Origin of the sequence: Myroides sp. DF42-4-2 (genome assembly GCF_030326445.1) — a bacterium.
Classification (GTDB): domain Bacteria; phylum Bacteroidota; class Bacteroidia; order Flavobacteriales; family Flavobacteriaceae; genus Flavobacterium.
Genome location: NZ_JACAKI010000009.1, coordinates 1 through 23,304, shown reverse-complemented (window position 1 = coordinate 23,304; position 23,304 = coordinate 1). Strand labels below are relative to the sequence as shown.

Sequence of the window (23,304 nt, the reverse complement as noted above, 5' to 3'; positions counted from 1 at the left end):
ACAATGTATACAGATCCAATAGCAGATTTCCTTACAAGAATTAGAAATGCTGTGCGTGCAAACCACAAAGTGGTAGAGATCCCAGCATCTAACTTCAAAAAAGAAATCACGAAAATTTTATTCGATCAAGGATATATCTTAAGCTACAAATTTGATGACAGTACAGTTCAAGGTACCATCAAAATAGCTTTGAAATATGATAAAGACACAAAAGAGTCTGTGATTAGAGATATCCAAAGAATTAGTAAACCAGGTTTGCGTAAATACGCTTCTGCAACTGACCTTCCTAGAATCTTAAATGGTTTGGGAATTGCAATCGTTTCTACATCAAAAGGATTGATGACAGGGAAACAAGCAAAACAACTTAATGTTGGTGGAGAAGTAGTTTGTTACGTATACTAATTTAAAAAGACTAAGAAATGTCAAGAATAGGAAAAAGTCCGATAGCAATTCCTGCTGGTGTAACAGTTGATGTTCAAGAAGGCGTTATTGTTGTTAAAGGTAAATTAGGAGAGCTTACTCAGAAATTCGATACAGTTAGTGTTAAAGTAGAAGATAATCAAGTTATTGTTGAAAGATCATCTGACGCAAAAGATGAAAGAGCAAAACACGGATTATATCGTAGCTTAATCAACAATATGATTACTGGTGTTTCTGAAGGATTTACAATAACTTTAGAATTTGTAGGGGTAGGATATCGTGCTTCTAATCAAGGACAAAAGTTAGACTTAGCTTTAGGTTTCTCTCACAATATCGTGATGGATATCGCTCCTGAAGTTGTAGTAGAAACTATATCAGAAAAAGGTAAAAATCCTTTAGTAAAATTAACTTCTTACGACAAACAATTAGTAGGTCAAGTAGCTGCAAAAATCCGCTCTTTCCGTAAGCCAGAGCCTTACAAAGGAAAAGGAATCAAGTTTGTAGGTGAGGAATTAAGAAGAAAAGCAGGTAAATCAGCTTAAAAATTAAGACTATGTCATTAACAAAATCTGAAAGAAGACAACGTATAAAGTTCAGAATTAGAAAGACTGTTAGCGGTACTCCTGCAAGAACAAGACTTTCTGTATTCAGAAGTAATAAAGAGATCTATGCACAAATCATAGATGACGTAAATGGAGTAACTTTAGTGTCAGCATCGTCAAGAGAAGCTGGGATAACAAGAGGAACCAATGTTGAAACTGCTGCATCGGTTGGAAAACTAATCGCAGAGAAAGCTTTAAAAGCAGGTATCGAAACTGTATCTTTTGATAGAAACGGTTATTTATACCACGGACGTGTTAAATCATTAGCAGACGGCGCTAGAGAAGCTGGATTAAAATTCTAATTAGTTATGTATCAAAATTATAAAAACGTAGAATTTGTAAAACCAAGCGGTCTTGATTTAAAAGATCGTTTGGTTAGTGTTAACCGTGTTACTAAAGTGACAAAAGGGGGAAGAGCTTTTGGTTTTTCTGCTGTTGTTGTAGTAGGTGACGAAAACGGTGTAGTGGGTCACGGTTTAGGTAAATCTAAAGATGTATCTGAGGCTATTGCTAAAGCAGTTGAAGATGCTAAGAAAAACTTAGTTAAAGTTCCTTTGAACGGTCATACGATTCCGCATGAACAAAAAGGAAAATTCAGTGGAGCTCGTGTATTGTTGATGCCTGCATCATTAGGTACGGGAGTTATTGCTGGAGGTTCTGTCAGAGCGGTAGTTGAAGCTGTAGGAATTACAGATTTATTATCTAAGTCTCAAGGTTCTTCGAATCCACATAACGTGGTGAAAGCTACTTTCGATGCTTTATTACGATTAAGAAGCGCTTCTACAGTTGCAAAACAAAGAGGAATTTCTTTAGAAAAAGTATTTAAAGGTTAATTTGAAAGATTATGTCGAAAATCAAAATAAAACAAGTAAGAAGCCAAATTAATTGTCCTCTTAACCAAAAGAGAACATTAGAGGCTTTAGGACTTCGTAAGATTGGTCAGGTAGTTGAACACGATTCTACTAGCGCAATTTTAGGAATGGTAAATAAAGTTCAACACTTAGTTTCTGTAGAAGAAATTAAATAATATTCGCAATAGATGAATTTAAGTAATTTACAACCAGCAAACGGTTCAGTACACAACCAAAACAAACGTGTTGGTCGTGGTGAAGGTTCTGGAAAAGGAGGAACTTCTACAAAAGGACATAAAGGTGCTAAATCACGTTCAGGTTACTCGAAAAAAATCGGATTTGAAGGAGGACAAATGCCACTTCAAAGACGTGTACCTAAATTCGGTTTCAAAAACATTAACAGAGTTGAGTACGCTGTGATTAACTTAGAGGCTTTACAAGGTCTTGTTGATAGCGGAAAAGTAACTGATGCTGTAGATTTTTCTCAATTAGTTGATTTAGGATTAGCTACAAAAAACAGTTTAGTTAAGGTTTTAGGACGTGGAGAGCTAAAAGCAAAATTAAAAGTTTCTGCTCATAAATTTTCAGCTTCTGCCCAAGCAGCTATCGAAGCAGCAGGAGGAGAAGTTGTAACGTTATAAAATCTTAGTGAACAGGATGAAGAAGTTTTTTGAAACATTAGCCAGTATCTGGAAAATTGAAGAGTTAAAAAATAAAATCTTAATCACATTAGGACTATTACTTGTGTACCGTTTCGGTACACAAGTAACTCTACCAGGTATTGATGCAACGAAATTGCAAGCGTTGACGGATCAAACTGATCAAGGAATTGGATGGTTAATTAACGTGTTTACAGGTGGTGCTTTCGCACAAGCATCTGTTTTTGCTTTAGGTATTATGCCTTACATTTCTGCTTCCATTGTGGTGCAGCTGATGGGAATTGCGGTTCCTTATCTGCAAAAATTACAAAATGATGGAGAAAGCGGTAGAAAGAAAATGAATCAAATTACAAGATGGTTAACTATTGGTATTACCTTATTACAAGGACCAAGTTATATCTATAACTTGTATGTGCAATTGCCGTCAGATGCATTTTTGCTAGGTTTTAATTCTTTCTCATTCTTGTTTTCTTCAGTAATGATTCTAACTGCCGGGACTATTTTCGCAATGTGGTTAGGAGAAAAAATTACTGATAAAGGGATTGGAAATGGTATTTCGTTATTGATTATGGTTGGTATTATTGCAAGACTTCCTATGTCTTTCATTCAAGAGTTCCAATCGCGTATTACAGAAAATAACGGAGGACCAATGTTAGTTGTTATTGAAGTAATTTTATGGTTATTGATTATCGTTGCTTGTATCTATTTGACTCTTGCAGTGCGCAGAATTCCAGTTCAATATGCACGTAGAAGTGCTTCTGGAACCTACGATCAATCCATGTTAGGAGGAAACCGTCAGTGGATTCCTTTAAAACTAAATGCTTCAGGAGTTATGCCAATTATCTTCGCTCAGGCGATCATGTTTGTGCCTGCTGCTGTAGCTGGTTTATCAACTTCGGATACTGCAAAATCAATCAGTAATACATTCCATAATGTGTTCGGTTGGGAGTATAATTTACTTTTTGCTTTATTAATCATTATTTTTACGTACTTTTACACCGCGATTACAGTACCTACTAATAAAATGGCAGATGACTTGAAGCGAAGTGGTGGTTTTATTCCTGGGGTTAAACCAGGTTCTGAAACTGCAGATTTCTTAGATAGAATTATGTCGTTGATTACATTCCCTGGATCTCTTTACCTTGCTATCATTGCTGTTTTCCCAGCAATTATCGTAAGTATCTTAGGAGTTCAACAAGGATGGGCGATGTTTTATGGTGGAACTTCACTATTAATTATGGTGAGCGTTGTAATTGATACAATCCAACAAGTTAATTCATACTTATTGAACAAACAGTACGATAGTATGATGACGAGTGGTAAAAATAGAAGAGCGACAGCTTAATTTTTATGGCAAAACAATCAGCAATAGAACAAGACGGAGCAATAATTGAAGCATTGTCTAATGCAATGTTCCGTGTAGAATTAGAAAATGGTCACGTTGTGATCGCGCACATCTCAGGTAAAATGCGTATGCACTACATTAAGTTGTTACCTGGTGATCGCGTGAAATTGGAAATGAGTCCATATGACTTGACCAAAGCAAGAATTACTTATAGATATTAAAGAGGCTATTAAAATGAAAGTAAGAGCATCAGTTAAAAAAAGAAGTGCCGAGTGCATCATAGTACGTAGAAAAGGTAGACTTTACGTTATTAATAAAAAGAATCCTAGATTTAAACAAAGACAAGGATAATTATGGCAAGAATCGCAGGGGTAGATATACCTAAATACAAAAGAGGAGTTATTGCTTTAACTTATATCTTCGGAATTGGTTCTAGTAGAGCTAAAGAAATTTTAGCTAAAGCCAATGTAGATGAAGATAAGAAAGTACAAGATTGGAATGATGATGAGATCGGAGCTATCCGTGAAGCAGTAAGTTATTTCAAAATTGAAGGAGAGTTACGTTCAGAAATCTCTTTAAACATCAAACGTCTTATGGACATCGGATGTTACAGAGGTATTCGTCATAGAACAGGACTTCCACTTAGAGGTCAAAGAACGAAAAATAACTCGAGAACGAGAAAAGGTAAAAGAAAAACTGTTGCTAACAAGAAAAAAGCAACTAAATAATAAGTAGTAATATGGCTAAAGCGAATACAAAAAAGCGTAAAGTTGTTGTAGAAACAACAGGTGAAGCTCATATTAATGCAACATTCAACAATATCATTATTTCTTTAACAAACAAGAAAGGTGAAGTAATCTCTTGGTCGTCTGCAGGTAAGATGGGGTTCAGAGGTTCTAAAAAGAACACTCCGTACGCTGCTCAGATGGCTGCTGAAGATTGTGGTAGAGTTGCACTTGAGGCAGGATTGAAAAAAGTAAAAGTATATGTAAAAGGTCCTGGAAACGGAAGAGAATCTGCAATCAGATCTTTACATAACGGTGGAATCGAAGTAACTGAGATTATCGATATTACTCCAATGCCACACAACGGATGTCGTCCTCCTAAGAGAAGAAGAGTTTAATTTATAGTATAACCAAAGGTAGGATAGATTATCGGAGGAAAGTGACCTGAATTCATAATCCCTACCTTTTTTTTATTTTGAAAAATGGCAAGATATACTGGTCCACAAACAAAAATCGCTCGTAAGTTCGGCGAAGCTATTTTCGGAGATGATAAATCATTCGAAAAAAGAAACTACCCTCCAGGACAACACGGATTAGCAAAGAAAAGAGCTAAAAAATCTGAGTATGCAATCCAGTTGATGGAGAAACAAAAAGCAAAATACACATACGGTATCTTAGAAAAGCAATTCCGTAATATTTACAAGAAAGCTGCGGCTGCTCGTGGAGTTACTGGTGAGGTATTGATTCAATTGTGTGAATCGAGATTAGATAACGTAGTTTACAGAATGGGAATTGCTCCTTCTCGTAGAGCTGCACGTCAAGTAGTTTCTCACAGACATATCACAGTGAACGGTGAAGTAGTGAATATTCCTTCTTACCAATTAAAAGCTGGTGATAAAGTTGCTGTTCGTGAAAAATCTAAATCTTTAGAAGTTATCGAACGTTCGTTATCTAATTCTAGTTCTGTTTACGAATGGATTACTTGGAATCCTGAAACTTTAGAAGGTACTTTCGTTGCTGTACCTCAAAGACTTCAAGTTCCAGAAAACATCAAAGAACAGTTAATCGTAGAGTTGTACAACAAATAATAATTGACATTCAGTCGAAACAAATATGGCAATATTTAATTTTCAAAAGCCCGATAAAGTTATCATGATTGATTCGACCGATTTTAAAGGTAAATTCGAATTTAGACCTTTAGAACCGGGATATGGATTGACTATTGGTAATGCATTGAGAAGAGTACTTCTGTCTTCGTTAGAGGGGTATGCTATTACTTCAGTACGTATCGAAGGAGTTGATCACGAGTTTTCTACCATCGCTGGTGTTGTTGAGGATGTTACTGAAATTATCCTTAACCTAAAGCAGGTACGTTTTAAACGTCAGGTGGAAGATGTAGATAATGAATCTGTAAGCATCACTTTTTCAGGAAAAGAACAAATGACAGCTGGTGATTTCCAGAAGTTTATTTCTAATTTCCAAGTATTAAATCCAGAGTTGGTTATCTTCAATTGCGAAAGCAGTGTTTCAATTACCATGGATTTAACCATCGAAAAAGGAAGAGGTTACGTGGCAGCAGAGGAGAACAGAAAACCCAATGCACCTATCGGAACAATTTTCACAGATTCGATTTATACTCCAGTTAAGAACGTTAAGTATGCTATAGAAAATTACCGTGTAGAACAAAAAACTGACTACGAAAAGTTAGTGTTTGATATTACTACAGACGGTTCTATTCATCCAAAAGACGCCTTAACAGAAGCAGCTAAAACATTGATTCATCATTTTATGCTGTTCTCAGACGAGAGAATTACTTTAGAGGCTGATGAAATTGCTCAAACTGAATCATACGATGAAGAATCATTGCATATGAGACAGCTTCTAAAAACTAAATTGGTAGATTTAGATCTTTCAGTTCGAGCGTTAAATTGTTTAAAGGCGGCTGAAGTAGATACATTAGGAGATTTAGTATCTTTCAACAAAAACGATTTGATGAAATTCAGAAACTTCGGTAAGAAGTCTTTATCTGAGTTAGAAGAATTAGTAGCTGTGAAAGGATTAAATTTTGGTATGGATCTATCAAAATACAAATTAGATAAAGAATAATCTAGACCGCTAAAGTCTAAATTCGATAACGCAATGAGACACGGAAAAAAAATAAATCACTTAGGTAGAAAAGCTGGACATAGAAATTCTATGTTGGCTAATATGGCTTGTTCTTTGATCGAACACAAGCGTATCAATACTACTGTAGCTAAAGCGAAAGCATTAAAACAATATATTGAACCATTAGTAACTAAAGCTAAAACTGACGATACACATAATCGTCGTGTTGTTTTCTCTTATTTGAGAAGCAAAGAAGCTGTTACTGAATTGTTCAGAGAGGTTGCTCAAAAAGTTGGTGATCGTCCAGGTGGATACACTCGTATCATCAAGTTAGGTAACCGTTTAGGAGATAACGCTGATATGGCTATGATCGAATTCGTTGACTTCAACGAAATCTACAATGTAGCGAAAAAAGAAGCTAAGAAAACGACTCGTAGAGGGAAGAAGAAAGCTGAAACTGTTGAAGCTCCTCAAGCTGAAGCTACTACAACTGAAACAGAAACAAATGAATAATCATTCATTACATATGTTTTCATTATAAAATTAAAAGGACATTCTTTTTAGAATGTCCTTTTTTTTGCTTTATTTTTGCATCACTACAATACAACTTACACATGGAATATAAAAGAAAAGAAGACGGTATCATTGTTTTAGCTGATGGCACCGTTTTTTATGGTAAATCAATTGGTATTAAGGGAACCGCTTTCGGAGAAATCTGCTTTAATACCGGAATGACTGGATATCAAGAAGTCTTTACTGATCCGTCGTATTATGGACAAATCATGTTAGCTACCAATCCACACATCGGTAACTATGGCGTTAATGCAGACGAAGTTGATTCTGATGGGATTAAAATCGCAGGTTTAGTATGTAAGAACTTTAGCTACGAATATTCCCGTCCTAATGCTGATGCAAGCCTATATGATTATTTCGATGCGCATCAATTAGTAGCTATCTCTGACGTGGATACAAGAGCGTTAACCGCCTATATCCGTGATCATGGTGCTATGAATGCCGTTTTAAGCACTGATGGTAAAACAGTAGCAGAATTGAAAGCCTTATTGAACGAAGTGCCTTCTATGGAAGGTTTAGAGCTTTCTTCTGTAGTATCTACGAAAGAACCTTACTTTTTCGGTAATCCTGATAGTACCTACCGCGTGTCTGTACTTGATTTGGGAATTAAAACAAATATTTTGCGTTGTTTGGCCGAACGCGATTGCTATATCAAAGTGTTCCCATTCAATAGTACGTACGAAGATTTGCTTGCTTTCGATCCGCATGGTATCTTCTTGTCTAACGGACCTGGTGACCCACAAGCATTAGCTGATAAAGGTGTTTTAGCCGTAGTGAAGCAAGTAGTAGAAGGAAGTTTACCTGTTTTTGGTATCTGTCTAGGACACCAATTAATCTGCTTGTCTCAAGGCGTAGGTACCTACAAAATGTTTAGCGGACACAGAGGAGTGAACCACCCTGTCATGAATGTCTTAACCGGTAGAGGCGAAATTACTTCTCAGAACCACGGATTTGCAGTTGACAAGGAAGCATTAGCTAATCATCCTACACTTGAAATCTCACACTTGCATTTGAACGATGGGACAGTGGCAGGTGTACGCATGAAAAACAAAGCTGTTTTCTCCGTACAATATCATCCAGAATCTAGCCCTGGGCCACACGATTCTAGATACTTATTCGACGATTTCGTTTCGAATATGGCAATAAAATAAAAAAGCTCCTTTTTAGGATTATATTAGCTTTGAAAAAGTATACTTACACAACATAAGGGTCAGCAACAATATACCATATTAGGTTAACGACCGAATTCTAATACACAACTTTGATTATGAGTACAATTTTAAGCGTTCACGCACGTCAAATTTTAGATTCTAGAGGTAATCCAACTGTTGAAGTGGATGTTATTACCAGCAATGGTAGTTTAGGAAGAGCTGCAGTTCCATCAGGAGCTTCTACAGGAGAACACGAAGCTGTCGAATTGAGAGATGGTGGACACGCGTTTATGGGTAAAGGCGTTTTAAAAGCAGTTGAAAACGTAAACACCATTATCGCAGAGCACATTGTAGGTTTAAGCGTATTCGAACAAAACTATATCGATCAACTGATGATTGACTTAGATGGTACACCAAATAAAAGTAATTTAGGGGCAAACGCTATTTTAGGTGTTTCTTTAGCTTTGGCTAAAGCTGCTGCTGAAGAGTTAGGTATGCCACTATACCGCTATGTAGGAGGTGTTTCAGCCAATACACTTCCTGTTCCCATGATGAATATTATCAATGGAGGTTCTCACTCGGATGCGCCTATCGCATTTCAAGAGTTTATGATCATGCCTGTCAAAGCGATCACCTTCTCACATGCCATGCAAATGGGGACAGAAATTTTTCACCACTTGAAAAAAGTTTTACACGATAGACAATTGAGTACTGCTGTTGGAGATGAAGGAGGATTCGCTCCTACATTAAAAGGGACAGAAGACGCTTTAGATTCAATTAAAGTAGCAGTAGAAAATGCTGGTTACCGCTTTGGTGATGAAATTATGTTAGCATTGGATTGTGCAGCCTCTGAGTTCTATGTAAACGGATCTTACGATTACACAAAATTCGAAGGTGATTTAGGAAAAGTTCGCACATCGAAAGAACAGGCAGATTATTTAGCTGAATTAGCTGCTAAATATCCTATCATTTCTATCGAAGACGGAATGCAAGAAGATGATTGGGAAGGATGGAAGTACTTAACTGAGCGTATTGGTGATAAAGTTCAATTAGTAGGAGACGATTTATTTGTAACTAATGTAACGCGTCTAGAAAGAGGAATCAATGAAGGAATTGGAAACTCTATTCTGATTAAAGTGAATCAAATCGGAACATTAACCGAAACGATTGCAGCGGTTAATATGGCGAAAAATGCAGGATATACTTCCGTGATGTCTCACCGTTCAGGAGAAACGGAAGATAGTACTATTGCAGATTTAGCAGTAGCATTAAACTGTGGACAAATTAAAACAGGTTCAGCTTCGCGTTCAGACCGTATGGCAAAATACAACCAATTGCTTCGTATTGAAGAAGAATTAGGTGATGTTGCTTATTATCCACAAGAAAAAGCATTTAAAATAAACTAATACCATTAGATTAATAAAAAAACCCAACTTATTGTGTTGGGTTTTTTTTTGCAAAAAAAATGAGTATTTATTATTTTTTTAATAGTATATTGTAGATTGAAATATAATTGTTTATAACAATATACCTTTATAGAAATTGTGTCGAAAATGTTGTGAATCAATGATTATTAATAGCTTTTAGCTATTGTATGTAAGCATAATATTTCCTATCTTTCCGACTGCAAAAAAACATTTTAAGTGTTTTTGATTATATAAATAAAAAGTAAAGAAAAATAAAAAATAACAATATGTCTAAAACAGCTTTTATAGAAGTTGATGGTCAGAGACACGAACTACCAGTATTAGTTGGTACTGAAAACGAAGTAGCAATTGATATCTTAAAATTACGTGCATTAACAGGGGCTATCACTTTAGATCCAGGATACAAAAATTCTGGTTCATGCCAAAGTGCGATTACTTTCTTAGATGGGGAACAAGGAATTTTAAGATATAGAGGCTATTCAATCGAGGACCTTGCTGCTAAATCTAACTTTTTAGAAGTTTCTTATTTGATTATTTTCGGAGAGTTACCTACACAAGAGCAATTAACTCAGTTTGAAAAAGATATTCGCAAATACTCTTTGGTAAACGAAGAAATGAAGAATATCATTGATGGTTTCCCGAAAACAGCACACCCAATGGGCGTTTTAGCTTCTTTGACTAGTGCATTAACGGCTTTTAATCCTAAAGTTGTCGATGCTGATTGTGAGAAGAGCTTATACGAAGCTGTTTGTAAAACAATGAGTAAGTTCTTAGTTATCGCAACTTGGACGTATAGAAAAGCAAAAGGATATCCATTAAATTACTACAACAATACAAAAAGCTATGTAGATAATTTCATGAACTTGATGTTTGCTTTGCCAACTGAACCATATGAAATCGACCCAATCATTAAAAATGCGGTTGATAAATTATTCATCCTACACGCAGATCACGAACAAAACTGTTCTACTGCAACTGTACGAATGGTAGGTTCTTCACATGCAGGTTTATTCGCGTCTATTTCAGCGGGTGTTTCTGCACTTTGGGGACCACTTCACGGTGGTGCTAACCAAGCCGTACTTGAAATGTTAGAAGCTATTCAAAATGACGGTGGTGATGTTGAAAAATACATCAACAAAGCAAAAGACAAAGATGATCCATTTAGATTAATGGGATTCGGTCACCGCGTTTACAAAAACTTCGATCCAAGAGCGCGTATCATTAAAAAAGCAGCTGATGAAGTGTTAGCTAAATTAGGAGTTGATGATCCTGTTTTAGATATCGCTAAACAATTAGAAGCAGCAGCATTAAAAGATCCGTACTTCGTAGATCGTCACTTATATCCAAACGTAGATTTCTACTCTGGAATTATCTATAGAGCATTGGGTATCCCAACAGAAATGTTTACCGTAATGTTTGCTATCGGTCGCTTACCAGGTTGGATCGCTCAGTGGAAAGAAATGAGAATTAACAAAGAACCAATCGGACGTCCACGTCAATTATACGTTGGAGAACCGTTGAGAGATTTCGTTCCAATGAATGAAAGAAAATAAGAGCAAAAAGGAGATGTTTATACATCTCCTTTTTTGTTTAAGCTATGTTTTGTCAAGGATTGACAAACTTCACAAAAAAAACAAACACATTAAAGGTTTTACTATATTTGTACAAAATGACAGTTTATGTTACAATTAAATGTAAAGAATGAAACCTCTCGCTTGCGGGCTGTGGTCCTAGGCACTGCCGTTAGTAATGGACCCACACCTACAATAGAAGAAGCCTACGATCCTAAATCGCTTGAGCACATCAAAGCAGGTACGTATCCTGTAGAAGCAGATATGATTAACGAAATGGAAGCGTTTAATCAAGTTTTTCAAAAATACGACGTACAGGTTTTTCGACCTGAAATTATTGAAGACTACAACCAGATTTTTACCCGAGATATCGGGTTCGTTATTGATAATAAATTTATCAAAGCCAATATACTTCCCGATCGCGATAGAGAACTAGCCGCTATTAACTACGTTTTAGACCAAATTAATCCAAACGATATTATATCCGCACCAGAGGAAATGCATTTCGAAGGCGGGGATGTAATGTTGTGGAATGATCACCTATTTATCGGTTCTTATAAACGACCAGATTACAGCAACTATATTACCGCTCGAACCAACGAACTGGGCGTTGCCTTTATTCGCGAATTATTTCCAAATAAGATAGTTAAGAGCTTTGATTTAGTCAAATCTAAAGTAGAACCTAGAGATAATGCACTTCACCTCGATTGTTGTTTTCAACCTGTAGGATTGGACAAAGCGATTATCTATAAAGGAGGATTCTATGACCAAAACGAATACAATTACTTGGTAGACATCTTTGGAGAAGAAAACCTATTCCAAATTACACGAGAAGAAATGTATCACATGAACTCCAACATATTCTCAATCGCACCTGACGTAGTAGTCTCTGAAAAGAACTTTACGCGATTGAATAATTGGTTGAGAAGTCACAATATAACAGTGGAAGAGATTCCGTATGCCGAAATTGCCAAGCAAGAAGGCTTATTGCGTTGTTCCACATTACCTTTAATACGAGATTAATTCGAATACTATGAAACAAATTACAAATAATATTCTGATGATTCGCCCGGTTGCTTTTCGTATGAATGAGCAAACAGCTGTGAACAATTACTACCAAAAGGTATTAGACAATTTAACACCTGCAACGGTGAATGCAAAAGCACAACAAGAATTTGATGCTTTTGTAGAAAAATTGCGTGGAGTAGGAGTGAATGTTACCGTTGTGGATGATACCCTAGATCCCGATACACCAGATAGTATTTTTCCTAATAACTGGATTTCTTTCCACGAATCAGGAGAAGTGGTTTTATATCCGATGTTTGCAGAAAACAGAAGATTGGAAAGACGAGAAGATATCTTGGATATATTAGAAGAACAAGGATTCGTAATCAACGATATTTGGGACTATACATCAGCAGAGGAAGATGATTTATTCTTGGAAGGAACAGGAAACTTGCTGTTAGATCGCACCAATGAAATTGCCTATTGTGCTTTATCTCCACGTGCAGATGAGGGATTAGTTATTGAGTTTTGTGAAGATTTCGAAATGAACCCCGTTATCTTTGAAGCGTTTCAAACTGTAAATGGCGAGCGCAAAAACATTTACCACACTAATGTGATGATGTGTCTAGGTGATACATTTGCCGTGATTTGTGCGGATACCATAGACGATAAACAAGAGCGAAAAATCGTTTTAAATCACCTAAAACAATCGGGTAAAGAAGTAGTGTTGATTACCGAAGAGCAAGTGAATAATTTTGCAGGAAATATGTTGCAAATTCTAGGAGCTAACGAAGAAAAATACTTAATCATGTCTACCCAAGCTTATAACAGCTTGACTGATGCACAGATTAAAACTCTAGAAAAGCATTCAAAAATACTACACAGTAGCTTAGATACTATCGAAGCATGTGGTGGGGGAAGTGCACGCTGCATGATGGCAGAAGTGTTTTTACCTAAAAACTAGTAGTTATACGTATAGATCAAAAAGCGAAGTAGTTAACTTCGCTTTTTTTATGAAAAATATATTATTTAAATTGATTTTAAATAATATATTTTATTTATCTTTGCAATTAAGAATCTATCTAAATAAAAGACATTACATATAAATGAAACGTTCACTACTGCTTGCAACAGGGACCTTACTTACGTTGAGTTCTTCCGTAGTTGCTCAAACGAATGATACGATCAAAGAACCAGAGCGAAAATTGGAAGAAATTGTGATTTCTGGTCAATATAATCCTCAATCGATCAACAAAGCTGTCAACAACGTAACTGTTATCAATAGACAACGCATTGAAAATTTAGGAGCGGTTACTTTAGCAGATGCTTTGAATCAAGTAATGAATATTTCAATTCTTCCCAATGCAGGGACGGGCCGTTCAACAGTAAAAATGTTTGGTCTAGACGCTCAGTATTTTACCATCTTAATTGATAACGTACCCATGATCTCAGACGAGGGATTCGGGAACAATACCGACCTAACCCAAATTAACCTTGATGATATCGAACAAATCGAAATTGTTGAGGGAGCCATGGGAGTTGACTATGGGGCCAATGCAGTAACGGGAATCATTAATATTATCACAAAAAAGAACAATATCAACGATTGGAATGTCAACTTGTTTGTACAAGAGGAATCCGTTGGAAACGAATATGACTGGAAGAATAAAGGAAAGCATGTTCAAGGAATTACCATGGGACACAACATCAATGATAATTTATATGCCAGTTTATCTTATATCCACAGTGATTTTAAAGGATGGTATGACGACCGAAAAGGATTTACCTACTTTGGAGATGAAGATAAAAGGGGGCATGAATGGTTGCCAAAAAATCAAAATAACGTCAAAGGGTTTTTGAATTACCACAAGAATTCGTATCGCGTATATTATAAATTCGAGTTCTTCGATGAGCGTATGAAAGATTATGCGAAGCTGTTTAGCATTAACGAAGATCCTATTTTCGAAACAATCAATCCTGTAGCAATGGATCGTATTCTCAATACAAAACGTTGGTCTAATGTATTAAATACGTCTGGTAAATTAGAGGATTTATTTCGTTTTGATTTATCGTTCTCATATCAAAAACAAGAGCGAGAAACAGATAAGTACAGATATCGCATTATGTACGACGAAAAATACGATCGCAGTTCATTTAAAAGTGAAAGTAGAGAGGTGTTCTTTTCTCGCGGTACGTTTAGCGAGTTTGTAAACCTCGAAAAGGCAAAGTTTCAAGTAGGATATGAAGTAGCGTATACCAACGGATATTCTGCTATGTCAGAACAGTTAGCAGAAAATCCACAGAAAAAAGCATTGGGAAGTTATGACTTTTACGCTTCTTCTGAAATCAATGTTTTGCCGCGATTAATGGTACGCCCGGGGTATCGCTTGATGACATCTAATACCTTTGACAGTCAACACGCGTTGAGCTTAGTGTTGAAATACGTACTACCAGGTGATTACGAAGTTAGAGGAACTATTGGAACTTCCCCTCGTTTGCCGAATTACGAAGAATTATATACCTATTTCGTCGATGTGAATCACGATTTACAAGGAAATGAAAATTTGAATCCTGAAAAGGGAAAAACGGCGTTCTTAAACGTTAAAAAAACCTTTGCTTTAGGAGATAATATCGAAGTAAGCAATAGTTTAACTGGACGCTATTTACAAGTTTCAGACAAAATTGATTTAATCGAATTAGTAAATCCAGACGGATTGAAATTTGTTTACGAAAATACAGATCTATACCGCAATATTGGGGTGACGTTTTTAAGCCAGTTAAGTTGGAATTCGTTCGACTTTGGTCTTGGTTTTACTATGTCTGGAGTATCTCAAGAAATTTATCAAGCACCAAAGGGAACCGATAAATTCTTGTATACACCAGAGGTGACCGCTAATGTCAATTACCGCTTGCCAAAAACAGGAACAAATTTTTCTTTATACTATAAATTCAATGGAGAAGAAGAGCGTTTCAAAAAAGGTTCAGATGAATTTGGAGAGTACTACGTAAAAGGGAAACAAGAAAGTTATTCTTGGTTAGACATTACAGTTAGACAACCGTTCTTTAAAAATATGTTGCACGCAACTGTTGGAGTGAGAAACTTATTTGACATTAAAGACATCCGTTCAACTACAAGTGGAGGAACAGGACATTCAGCTGGGGCTACTTCAAATCCAATTGGATATGGAACCAGTGTCTTTATTAAATTACAATATAAATTAGGCTTTTAATTATGAAGAATTTTAGATTAGGAAAACTTGTTATTGCAATTGTTGCACTCGTTTTTTTCAGTTCATGTGAGAAAGATTCTAATAATGGAAATAATGATGTCCGCGATTTTATTGTTGCTTTTGACGATCCCTCTATTCCATATAGAGAAATTGAAACTACAAGAGAGGTTGAACTTGTTTTTTCTGAAATTGCACAAGGGGATGGAAGCATTGAAATTCAGATAATCCCAAGTAAAGCAATTTATGGGGTAGATTTCTCAACGCAACCTGCCGCAGCCGGAGATAAATTAATTGTGCCTATCGTAAAGGGAACCAAGAGTTCGACTTTTACGTTTGAAAATTTAATTTTCCCGTATGATCGAATGGATAAAACGATACAGTTTAATATTGCCAAAGTGAATTATGAGGCTAAAACGCCAAAAATTCAAGGGTACAATGTTATGATGATTAGTTTTGATACTTCTTTGGGTGGAATTTTAACACCAAATGTAGGTGGTCCAACCCAACCCAATCAAGTCTATGTCGATTTAGGAGGAAAAGCCATGTATGAAGTGAAGCGTACCTCTTGGGATTTAGCCTTTGACAGTGGAAGTGAGTTCAGAGTTCGTCTAAACGGATCAGTGTATATGGCTGCTGGAATTATAAAAGGAGCTAAAAATATTGATGAAGTTCGTGAAGATGCTACCATCCAAACAATGAAAGGACTGGTTAAAATCGGAACTTTTGACCCGGCTAACTTAGAGTATATTGACGATCCTTCTGGAGATCCTGATATTACTGCAATTCACCGTATATCCGATGTCGATGCAGATAATAAAATCTATTTAGTCAATTTAGGATTTGAACCAGGAACAGGAAATGTTGAGCCAGGTTCAGTAGAAGTAACAGGAAAAGAACGCGGTTGGAAAAAATTGCGCATCCTAAAACGTCAAGGAGGCTACCTATTGCAATACGCAGACTTAAATGAAAGCACACACAAAGAGGTACTCATTCCTAAAACACCTGGTTTTAACTTTACGTTCTTTAGCTTTAATAGCAATGGAATCGTATCCGTTGAACCGAGTAAAACAAAATGGGATCTTAACTTTACTGTATTTACAAATAAAGTAGATCAAGCCGGTGACCCAAAAGGATCTTATGGATACTCAGATTTTATCTTGCAAAATAGATATGGCGGAGTAAAAGCATACAAAGTTGAAATTCCAAAAGGCGATAAGACCTTTTTCAAGGCGTACAATCTACAAAGCGTTGAAGAAAGTAAATTGTCTGAAGACTTTTCTACTATTGGTGGAACATGGAGAGAGGTCGCAAATGCTAAAATTTTGTACAAAGACGTTTTCTACGTAATCAAAGACGCCAAAGGAAATTATTATAAAATGAGAATGTTAGATTTCTTCAATGCAGCAGGAGACCGCGGATATCCGAAGTTCGAATACGCCTTGTTGAGATAAAAAATATAGAAGATTATATAGAGATTAGTTGTCGCACTCTATATGTTGAATTCAATCGAATGGCAAATAGCTTTTTGTATTTGTTCTTTATTGAGTTGTTAGTTTATTTTTGTTAGGAAAACCCCGAAATCGCATTTCGGGGTTTTTCGTTTGTACTTTTTTAGCTAAGGAAATGAAAATAAACGAATAGAATATTATGTGGACTCATTCTAAATAGCTATCTTTGAACAAAATTAAAAGGAATGAGTAATTTAGATTTAAATGAGGTGGCAAATCAGCTGCGATGTCCGTCAGGAGAAGCAGGAGAGGAGTTGGCGGAAGTAATGTTTAAATCAAATAGCAATATGATTTACAAAACAGTAGACCGTTTGCAACTTTATCAGAGCGAAACTGTTTTAGAAATTGGATTCGGAAGCGGAAAACACTTGCCTTATATTTTTTCTATAGCCAAAGATATTCACTATTCGGGGATTGAAATTTCAGCGCTTATGTTGGATATGGCAATTAAGGTAAAAGAGTCTTTGCCGCAGGAACAAATTGACTTGACACTGGCACAAGAAGAAAACATCCTTCCCTATCCTGATAAAGTTTTTAATCATTGTTTTTCAGTCAATACAGTTTATTTTTGGAATGATCCAGTCAAGTATTTCACCGAGATTTATCGCGTATTGAAACCAGGTGGGAGTATCGCTTTGTCTTATATTAGAGAAGATTTTGCGCAGCAGCAACCGTTTGCCAATGAAGATATTTTTCATTTTTACAGGACAGAATGGTTGATTCGCATTATGACCAATATAGGATATAGCCATGTTGAGCGTTGGCAATACATCGAGAATACCCTGGATAAATTAGGAAATAAAGTGATTCGCCCCTTTGTTGTACTAAGAGGCAAAAAATAACAAGAGAGAAGAAAACGAATTGTTCTTGTTTTAAAAGAATGCGTTTGTGAATTTTGTAAACGCATGGAGATTATTTAACTTCGCATCGATATTACCCAAAGGAGATTTGATACAATCTCCTTTATTTATTCATAGACAACACACAAGAAAAATGGAATTATTACGTCAGCGTATTCTTCAAGATGGACGATGTTTTGAAGGAGGAATTTTAAAAGTAGATAGCTTTATCAATCATCAAATGGATCCAGTTTTAATGAAATCCATTGGCGTAGAGTTTGTACGCCGATTTGCAGCTACTAATGTCAATAAGATTATGACTATTGAAGCTAGTGGAATTGCACCTGCAATTATGACGGGCTATTTGCTCAATCTTCCCGTGGTCTTCGCAAAGAAAAAGAAGCCATCTACGATGGAAAATATGTTGCACACACAGATCCACTCGTTCACAAAAGACAGAACTTATGATGTCGTGATCAGTAATGATTTCCTAACCCCTGAAGATAATGTACTATTTGTTGATGATTTCTTGGCCTATGGAAATGCTGCAGTAGGAGTATTAGATCTTATTGAGCAATCAGGTGCTACTTTGGTTGGGATGGGATTCATCATTGAAAAAGCCTTCCAACAAGGTCGAACGCTACTAGAAGAAAAAGGAGTTCGCGTGGAGTCTTTAGCCATCATCGACGATTTGTCAAACTGTACAATTACCATCCGATAAAATAGTATACCCATTCCAATGTGAATGGGTTTTTTAGTTAGAGGTGTTCCAGGGACGACCTGAATATGTTAAACTATTTCTATAGGGTTAGCGTTTCTTTTTTATAAGTATTACCTTAATAGCTTGCAATAATTTTTTACAAGAGTAAGTAGTATGAAAAAAAATATACCCTTTTCTTTCCTAGATTTAGCTGTCATAGGGGCAGATAAATCGACGAAAGAGACGTTAAACAACGTATTAGCGACTGCACAACATGCTGAAAAGCTGAACTATCAACGTTTTTGGTTAGCCGAACACCACAATATGCCTCATATTGCAAGTTCAGCTACTGCTGTTTTAATTGGATATGTCGCCGGTGGAACAGAAAAAATACGCGTAGGCTCTGGCGGAATTATGTTGCCTAACCACCCTCCTTTAGTGATTGCGGAACAATTCGGAACATTAGAATCTTTATATCCCAATCGGATTGATTTGGGATTGGGAAGAGCACCAGGTACAGATCAAGTAACTGCAATGGCTTTGAGGAGAAATGATACGATGAGCGCGAATTTCTTTCCGCAGCAAATACAAGAATTAAAAACCTTTCTTAGTTCCTCTAATGCAACCGCAAAAGTAAGAGCTTTCCCAGGGGAAGGATTGGATATCCCCTTTTGGATTTTGGGCTCGAGTACAGATAGCGCTTATTTGGCCGCGGAGTTGGGATTACCTTATGCTTTTGCTAGCCATTTTGCTCCTGATCAAATTCAGATGGCAGGAAAAATATATCGAAATAATTTCAAAGCGTCTGCTCAATTAGACGAACCCTACTTCATGCCTTGTGTCAATGCAATACTGGCAGATTCTACCCATGAAGCCGAACGATTAGCCACCTCATTTTACCGCATGTTTTTGGGAATTATTCGAAATGACAGAAAACCATTGCAACCACCTATCGAATCGATGCAAGGAATCTGGACCGTACAAGAAGAAGCTGCTGTTTACAATATGACGGCTTGTTCTTTTATCGGTACGAAAGAGGAGCTGTTGCCTGAACTCAATCGCTTTTGTGAAGTGCTGGAAGTAGATGAATTGATGATCACCACACCAATCTATGATTACGACAAGCGCAAGTACAGCATGCAATTATTTGCTGAAGTGATGAACGATTTGGCGCGTAATTAATTTTCTGTGTATTTTTGTTTTCTAAATTCAAATAGTATGATAAAGAGAATAGGGAGTATGTTACTTCTATTAATTCTACTAACCGCTTGTAGCAATAAAAGTTCCTATACTGAAATGGGGTATCCAGGTAAATTTAGTATTGATGCACCTTCAACAATGCAGAAGACTAAACACCTGAATAGTGCAGCGAGTTTTCAGTTGCAAAATGCCAATGAAGAATTGTATTTTATTGTGCTTAATGAAAACAAAGCAGCAATTAAAGCGATGTTTGAGGAAGCCGAGACAAATGTAGAAGGCGATGAAAAAGCATTTGACTTGTTTGCTCAAGGAACGTTGGATCTTTTGACTTCAACTTTAACGAATATTGAACCAAATAAACTCGTATTTACAGCTAACACAATTCATGGGTTAAAAGGGAAACGTGTTGATTTTACAGCTACTGTTTCTGGTTTAGACGTTTATTATACTTTTGCTGCCTTTGAGGGAAAAGACGATTACTATCAAGTATTGACTTGGACATTAAAGAAAAGAAAAGAGGAGAATAAAGAAAAAATGGAGCGAATGATTACTAGTTTCAAAGAAGTGAATGAATAAAAAAAGGTCAGCGTACACAACGCTGACCTTTTTTTGTGGATTAGATTTTTGCATCTAATTTATTGTCTTTTTTGAATGTGTTTTGTTGATCAAACCCTTTCATCTTTAAATAAGCATCAATGGTTGCGTCTTTTCCTCTAAATTCGCGGTACATTTCATCTGAGGGTTTTGTATTTCCTTTGGATAAAATTTTCGCTCTAAAGATTTCTCCATTTTCACGGGTCATTCCTCCATTTTCTATGAGCCATTGGAATGCATCATTGTCTAGTGTTTCTGCCCAAGTGTACGAATAGTACCCTGCTGCATACCCACCGCCAAATACATGGTTGAAGAAAGAAGAGCGATATCTCGGTGGTACAGTCGCTAAATCAATACCGTATTTTGCTAAGGCTTCTTTTTCGAATGTAGCGACATCTTTAATCGCTGTCGTCGAAGAAATCGTGTGCCATTCCATATCTAATAAAGAGGCACTTAAAATTTCAGTTAAACCATAGCCAATATTAAAGTTTTGTGCTGCTTTCATTTTTTCGATTAAACTAGCAGGTATTACCTCACCTGTTTCATAGTGTTTTGCATAGTTGGTCAATACTTCAGGTAAAAAGGCAAAATGCTCGTGAAACTGAGAAGGCAATTCTACGAAGTCGCGGGAAACACTTGTTCCTGCCAAAGTAGGATAAGTTACATCAGAGAAGAATCCGTGTAATCCATGTCCGAACTCATGGAACATAGTAATTACTTCATCAGGTGATAATAGTGTTGGTTGACCCGCTGCTGGCTTTTGGTAATTGCACACATTGTATACGACAGGCGCTTGGTTTAATAACTTGGATTGGGTAACTAGATTGCCCATCCAAGCACCTCCGCGTTTTGATTCACGTGCGTAAAAGTCAACGTAAAATAAACCAATCGGGCTTTTGTCTTCGTTGAAAATTTCAAATACGCGAACATCTTCCTGCCATACAGGGATGTCTTTGCGCTCCTCGAAGGTAATACCATATAGTTTTTGTGCCATATAGAAAACGCCTTTTTCTAATACAGCATTCATTTCAAAATACGGTTTTACATCATTTAGGTTCAACGCGTATTTTTGTTCTCTGATTTTTTCTGCATAATAATCCCAATCAGCAGCAGTTAAAGTAAAAGGATCGGCCTCTTGATTAATAAGGTCTTGAATTTCCTTTGCTTCTTGTGTCGCAGCACCTACTGCATAAGGACTTAATTGGTCCATTAATTTTTTAGCTTGTTCGGGTTTATTGGCCATACTTCCTTGTAAACTCCACTCAGCATAGTTTTTATAACCTAATAATTCTGCTTTTTCAGCTCTTTTCTTCGCAATCGCTAGTAATGTTGCTCTTGTATCGTTATCATCACCTTGTTCTGTGCGACTCCAACCTGCTTCAAATAATTTTTGGCGCGATTCTTTTTTGTTTAAAGTAGCAGCAATCGGTTGTTGTGTAGTATTGTTTAAAGGGATAGCATAAGTTCCATCTGCTTGTTTGAAGGCTTCCATTTCAGAAGACGAAAGTCCGTCCAACTCATCTTGTGTAAAAACTACGCTTCCTGCTTTTGTTGCAGCTAGGAGCTGATCGCCAAAGGTAGTTGTTAACGTAGCCAATTCTTGATTGATAGCTTTTAGCGTTTCCTTCTGTTCAGATTTTAAATTTGCCCCTGAACGTACGAATTCCTGATAGTATACCTCTAATAAACGTGTTTGTTCATTCGTTAAACCCAGCGATGCTTGCTGATCATGAAGCTGTTTTACTTTTTGAAAAAGAGCATCATTTAGGTAGATCCCATCGCGGTGGGCAGCAAATTTAGGAGATAGCTCTTGGTTAATGGCTTTAATCTCATCATTTGTATGGGCTCCAACCAATATATGGAAGACAGCACTTACGCGATCCAATAAAGCACTTGACTTTTCTAACTCAACTAAAGTGTTTTCAAAAGTTGGCGCTTCTGTGTTGGCTGTGATTTTATCGATCGCTTCTACCTGGCGACGCATTCCTTCTAAAATAGCCGGTTTGAAATCTTTGTTTTTTATCTTTTCAAAGTCTGCTGTTTGATAAGGTAACGTACTTTCTGTATAAAAGGAATTATTTTCATCCCAATTTGTAGCTGCTTCCATTTGATCCGGATTTTGTTTGCATGAGACACTAAATAAAGAAACACCCGTTAAGGTTCCAAGAATTGCTTTTTTCACATACATAATATTTAATGTTTAAAATAGATGAAACCAAAGATAGACATATATTATTAGGTTGGTCTTTTTTGTTGTTTGGCTTTTATCTCACTTAGTTCATATTTTGTTTTGGTGTTCGATGAATATATCTCACCTAGATTATATTTGTTTTGGTGTTCGATGAATCTACACTTCGTTACGATTTTCGATTTGTTTTTTGCACGGTTTGTTCTTTGCACGGTTTGTTCTTTGCACGGTTTGTTCTTTGCACGGTTTGTTCTTTGCGCGGTTTATCTCACTTAGATTATATTTGTTTTGGTGTTCGATGAATCTACGATTTGTTCTTTGCGCGGTTTATCTCACCTGGTTTATATTGGTTTTGGTGTTCGATGAATATATCTCACCTAGTCTATATTGGTTTTGGTATTCGATGAATCTTCACTTCGTTACGATTTTCGCTACGCTACGATTTGCACGGTTTGTTTAGTTTCTTCTTTTGTAAGATAATTGTACTTTACAACGAGCATCGAACGAAGAACGAAGAGCAACGAGCAACCTACAAAAAAAACTTTTCGATCTAACGTGCGTTATAGTAATGAGTTGTGAATAAAAGTGGAATTTCACTGAAAAAAAAGCA

General features: G+C 36.5%; 26 protein-coding genes. 25 read left to right on the top strand and 1 reads right to left on the bottom strand.

Annotation, left to right across the window (positions count from 1 at the left end):
* Positions 1-3: 3 nt before the first annotated feature.
* The 25 genes from rpsH (at position 4) to HX062_RS08145 (ending at position 20,488) form a co-directional block, all read left to right on the top strand.
* On the top strand, positions 4-402 hold the full coding sequence (gene rpsH / locus HX062_RS08265) for a 30S ribosomal protein S8 (protein WP_002987500.1): 399 nt from the start codon (positions 4-6) through the stop codon (positions 400-402).
* A 17-nt stretch (positions 403-419) separates the two neighbouring features.
* Positions 420-962 carry a 50S ribosomal protein L6 gene (gene rplF / locus HX062_RS08260; protein WP_182626736.1) on the top strand — a complete coding sequence of 181 codons (543 nt, stop codon included), beginning with the start codon at positions 420-422 and terminating at the stop codon, positions 960-962.
* Between the two features lie 11 nt (positions 963-973).
* A complete protein-coding gene (gene rplR, locus HX062_RS08255; protein ID WP_060874045.1) occupies positions 974-1,324 on the top strand; it encodes a 50S ribosomal protein L18 in 351 nt (116 codons plus the stop codon).
* Positions 1,325-1,330: 6 nt separating this feature from the next.
* On the top strand, positions 1,331-1,855 hold the full coding sequence (gene rpsE, locus HX062_RS08250; RefSeq protein WP_002987497.1) for a 30S ribosomal protein S5: 525 nt from the start codon (positions 1,331-1,333) through the stop codon (positions 1,853-1,855).
* Positions 1,856-1,866: 11 nt separating this feature from the next.
* A complete protein-coding gene (gene rpmD / locus HX062_RS08245) occupies positions 1,867-2,049 on the top strand; it encodes a 50S ribosomal protein L30 (protein ID WP_182626735.1) in 183 nt (60 codons plus the stop codon).
* Between the two features lie 12 nt (positions 2,050-2,061).
* Entirely contained in the window at positions 2,062-2,514 is a 453-nt protein-coding gene (gene rplO / locus HX062_RS08240) for a 50S ribosomal protein L15 (RefSeq protein ID WP_182626734.1), read from the top strand.
* Between the two features lie 16 nt (positions 2,515-2,530).
* Complete coding sequence (gene secY / locus HX062_RS08235; protein ID WP_002987494.1) at positions 2,531-3,877, top strand: preprotein translocase subunit SecY; 1,347 nt, start codon at positions 2,531-2,533, stop codon at positions 3,875-3,877.
* A gap of 5 nt (positions 3,878-3,882) precedes the next feature.
* Positions 3,883-4,098, top strand: coding sequence for a translation initiation factor IF-1 (gene infA / locus HX062_RS08230; RefSeq protein WP_002987492.1), 216 nt, complete (start codon positions 3,883-3,885; stop codon positions 4,096-4,098).
* A gap of 13 nt (positions 4,099-4,111) precedes the next feature.
* Positions 4,112-4,228, top strand: a complete 117-nt coding sequence (gene ykgO / locus HX062_RS08225; RefSeq protein ID WP_002987490.1) for a type B 50S ribosomal protein L36 — start codon at positions 4,112-4,114, stop codon at positions 4,226-4,228.
* Between the two features lie 2 nt (positions 4,229-4,230).
* The gene (gene rpsM / locus HX062_RS08220; RefSeq protein WP_182626733.1) at positions 4,231-4,605 is read left to right on the top strand and encodes a 30S ribosomal protein S13; all 375 of its coding nucleotides are present in this window, start codon (positions 4,231-4,233) and stop codon (positions 4,603-4,605) included.
* Between the two features lie 11 nt (positions 4,606-4,616).
* Positions 4,617-5,000: a 30S ribosomal protein S11 gene (gene rpsK, locus HX062_RS08215; protein ID WP_158962485.1), complete on the top strand. Its 384-nt coding sequence runs from the start codon at positions 4,617-4,619 to the stop codon at positions 4,998-5,000.
* 84 nt (positions 5,001-5,084) lie between these two features.
* A complete protein-coding gene (rpsD, locus tag HX062_RS08210; protein ID WP_002987483.1) occupies positions 5,085-5,690 on the top strand; it encodes a 30S ribosomal protein S4 in 606 nt (201 codons plus the stop codon).
* Between the two features lie 25 nt (positions 5,691-5,715).
* The gene (locus HX062_RS08205) at positions 5,716-6,708 is read left to right on the top strand and encodes a DNA-directed RNA polymerase subunit alpha (protein WP_182626732.1); all 993 of its coding nucleotides are present in this window, start codon (positions 5,716-5,718) and stop codon (positions 6,706-6,708) included.
* A gap of 33 nt (positions 6,709-6,741) precedes the next feature.
* Positions 6,742-7,221 (top strand): 50S ribosomal protein L17, encoded by a 480-nt coding sequence (gene rplQ / locus HX062_RS08200; protein ID WP_286467084.1) that lies wholly within the window; start codon positions 6,742-6,744, stop codon positions 7,219-7,221.
* Between the two features lie 101 nt (positions 7,222-7,322).
* Positions 7,323-8,432 (top strand): glutamine-hydrolyzing carbamoyl-phosphate synthase small subunit, encoded by a 1,110-nt coding sequence (carA, locus tag HX062_RS08195; RefSeq protein WP_182626730.1) that lies wholly within the window; start codon positions 7,323-7,325, stop codon positions 8,430-8,432.
* Positions 8,433-8,548: 116 nt separating this feature from the next.
* On the top strand, positions 8,549-9,838 hold the full coding sequence (eno, locus tag HX062_RS08190; protein ID WP_182626729.1) for a phosphopyruvate hydratase: 1,290 nt from the start codon (positions 8,549-8,551) through the stop codon (positions 9,836-9,838).
* Between the two features lie 287 nt (positions 9,839-10,125).
* On the top strand, positions 10,126-11,412 hold the full coding sequence (locus HX062_RS08185; RefSeq protein ID WP_182626728.1) for a citrate synthase: 1,287 nt from the start codon (positions 10,126-10,128) through the stop codon (positions 11,410-11,412).
* Positions 11,413-11,538: 126 nt separating this feature from the next.
* Complete coding sequence (locus HX062_RS08180; RefSeq protein WP_182626727.1) at positions 11,539-12,453, top strand: dimethylarginine dimethylaminohydrolase family protein; 915 nt, start codon at positions 11,539-11,541, stop codon at positions 12,451-12,453.
* 10 nt (positions 12,454-12,463) lie between these two features.
* Positions 12,464-13,399, top strand: coding sequence for a citrulline utilization hydrolase CtlX (gene ctlX / locus HX062_RS08175; protein ID WP_286467082.1), 936 nt, complete (start codon positions 12,464-12,466; stop codon positions 13,397-13,399).
* 142 nt (positions 13,400-13,541) lie between these two features.
* Positions 13,542-15,665 (top strand): TonB-dependent receptor plug domain-containing protein, encoded by a 2,124-nt coding sequence (locus HX062_RS08170; protein ID WP_286467081.1) that lies wholly within the window; start codon positions 13,542-13,544, stop codon positions 15,663-15,665.
* A 2-nt stretch (positions 15,666-15,667) separates the two neighbouring features.
* Positions 15,668-17,116, top strand: a complete 1,449-nt coding sequence (locus HX062_RS08165) for an HmuY family protein (protein WP_286467079.1) — start codon at positions 15,668-15,670, stop codon at positions 17,114-17,116.
* A gap of 242 nt (positions 17,117-17,358) precedes the next feature.
* A complete protein-coding gene (locus HX062_RS08160; RefSeq protein ID WP_182626723.1) occupies positions 17,359-18,015 on the top strand; it encodes a class I SAM-dependent methyltransferase in 657 nt (218 codons plus the stop codon).
* A gap of 151 nt (positions 18,016-18,166) precedes the next feature.
* Positions 18,167-18,733 carry a xanthine phosphoribosyltransferase gene (gene xpt / locus HX062_RS08155; RefSeq protein ID WP_182626722.1) on the top strand — a complete coding sequence of 189 codons (567 nt, stop codon included), beginning with the start codon at positions 18,167-18,169 and terminating at the stop codon, positions 18,731-18,733.
* Between the two features lie 153 nt (positions 18,734-18,886).
* Positions 18,887-19,894 carry an LLM class flavin-dependent oxidoreductase gene (locus tag HX062_RS08150; RefSeq protein WP_286467078.1) on the top strand — a complete coding sequence of 336 codons (1,008 nt, stop codon included), beginning with the start codon at positions 18,887-18,889 and terminating at the stop codon, positions 19,892-19,894.
* A gap of 36 nt (positions 19,895-19,930) precedes the next feature.
* On the top strand, positions 19,931-20,488 hold the full coding sequence (locus HX062_RS08145; protein WP_286467077.1) for a hypothetical protein: 558 nt from the start codon (positions 19,931-19,933) through the stop codon (positions 20,486-20,488).
* A gap of 40 nt (positions 20,489-20,528) precedes the next feature.
* On the opposite strand, the gene HX062_RS08140 is transcribed toward HX062_RS08145, so the two are convergent.
* Positions 20,529-22,694: a M3 family metallopeptidase gene (locus HX062_RS08140; protein WP_286467076.1), complete on the bottom strand. Its 2,166-nt coding sequence runs from the start codon at positions 22,692-22,694 to the stop codon at positions 20,529-20,531.
* Between the last annotated feature and the right edge of the window lie 610 nt (positions 22,695-23,304).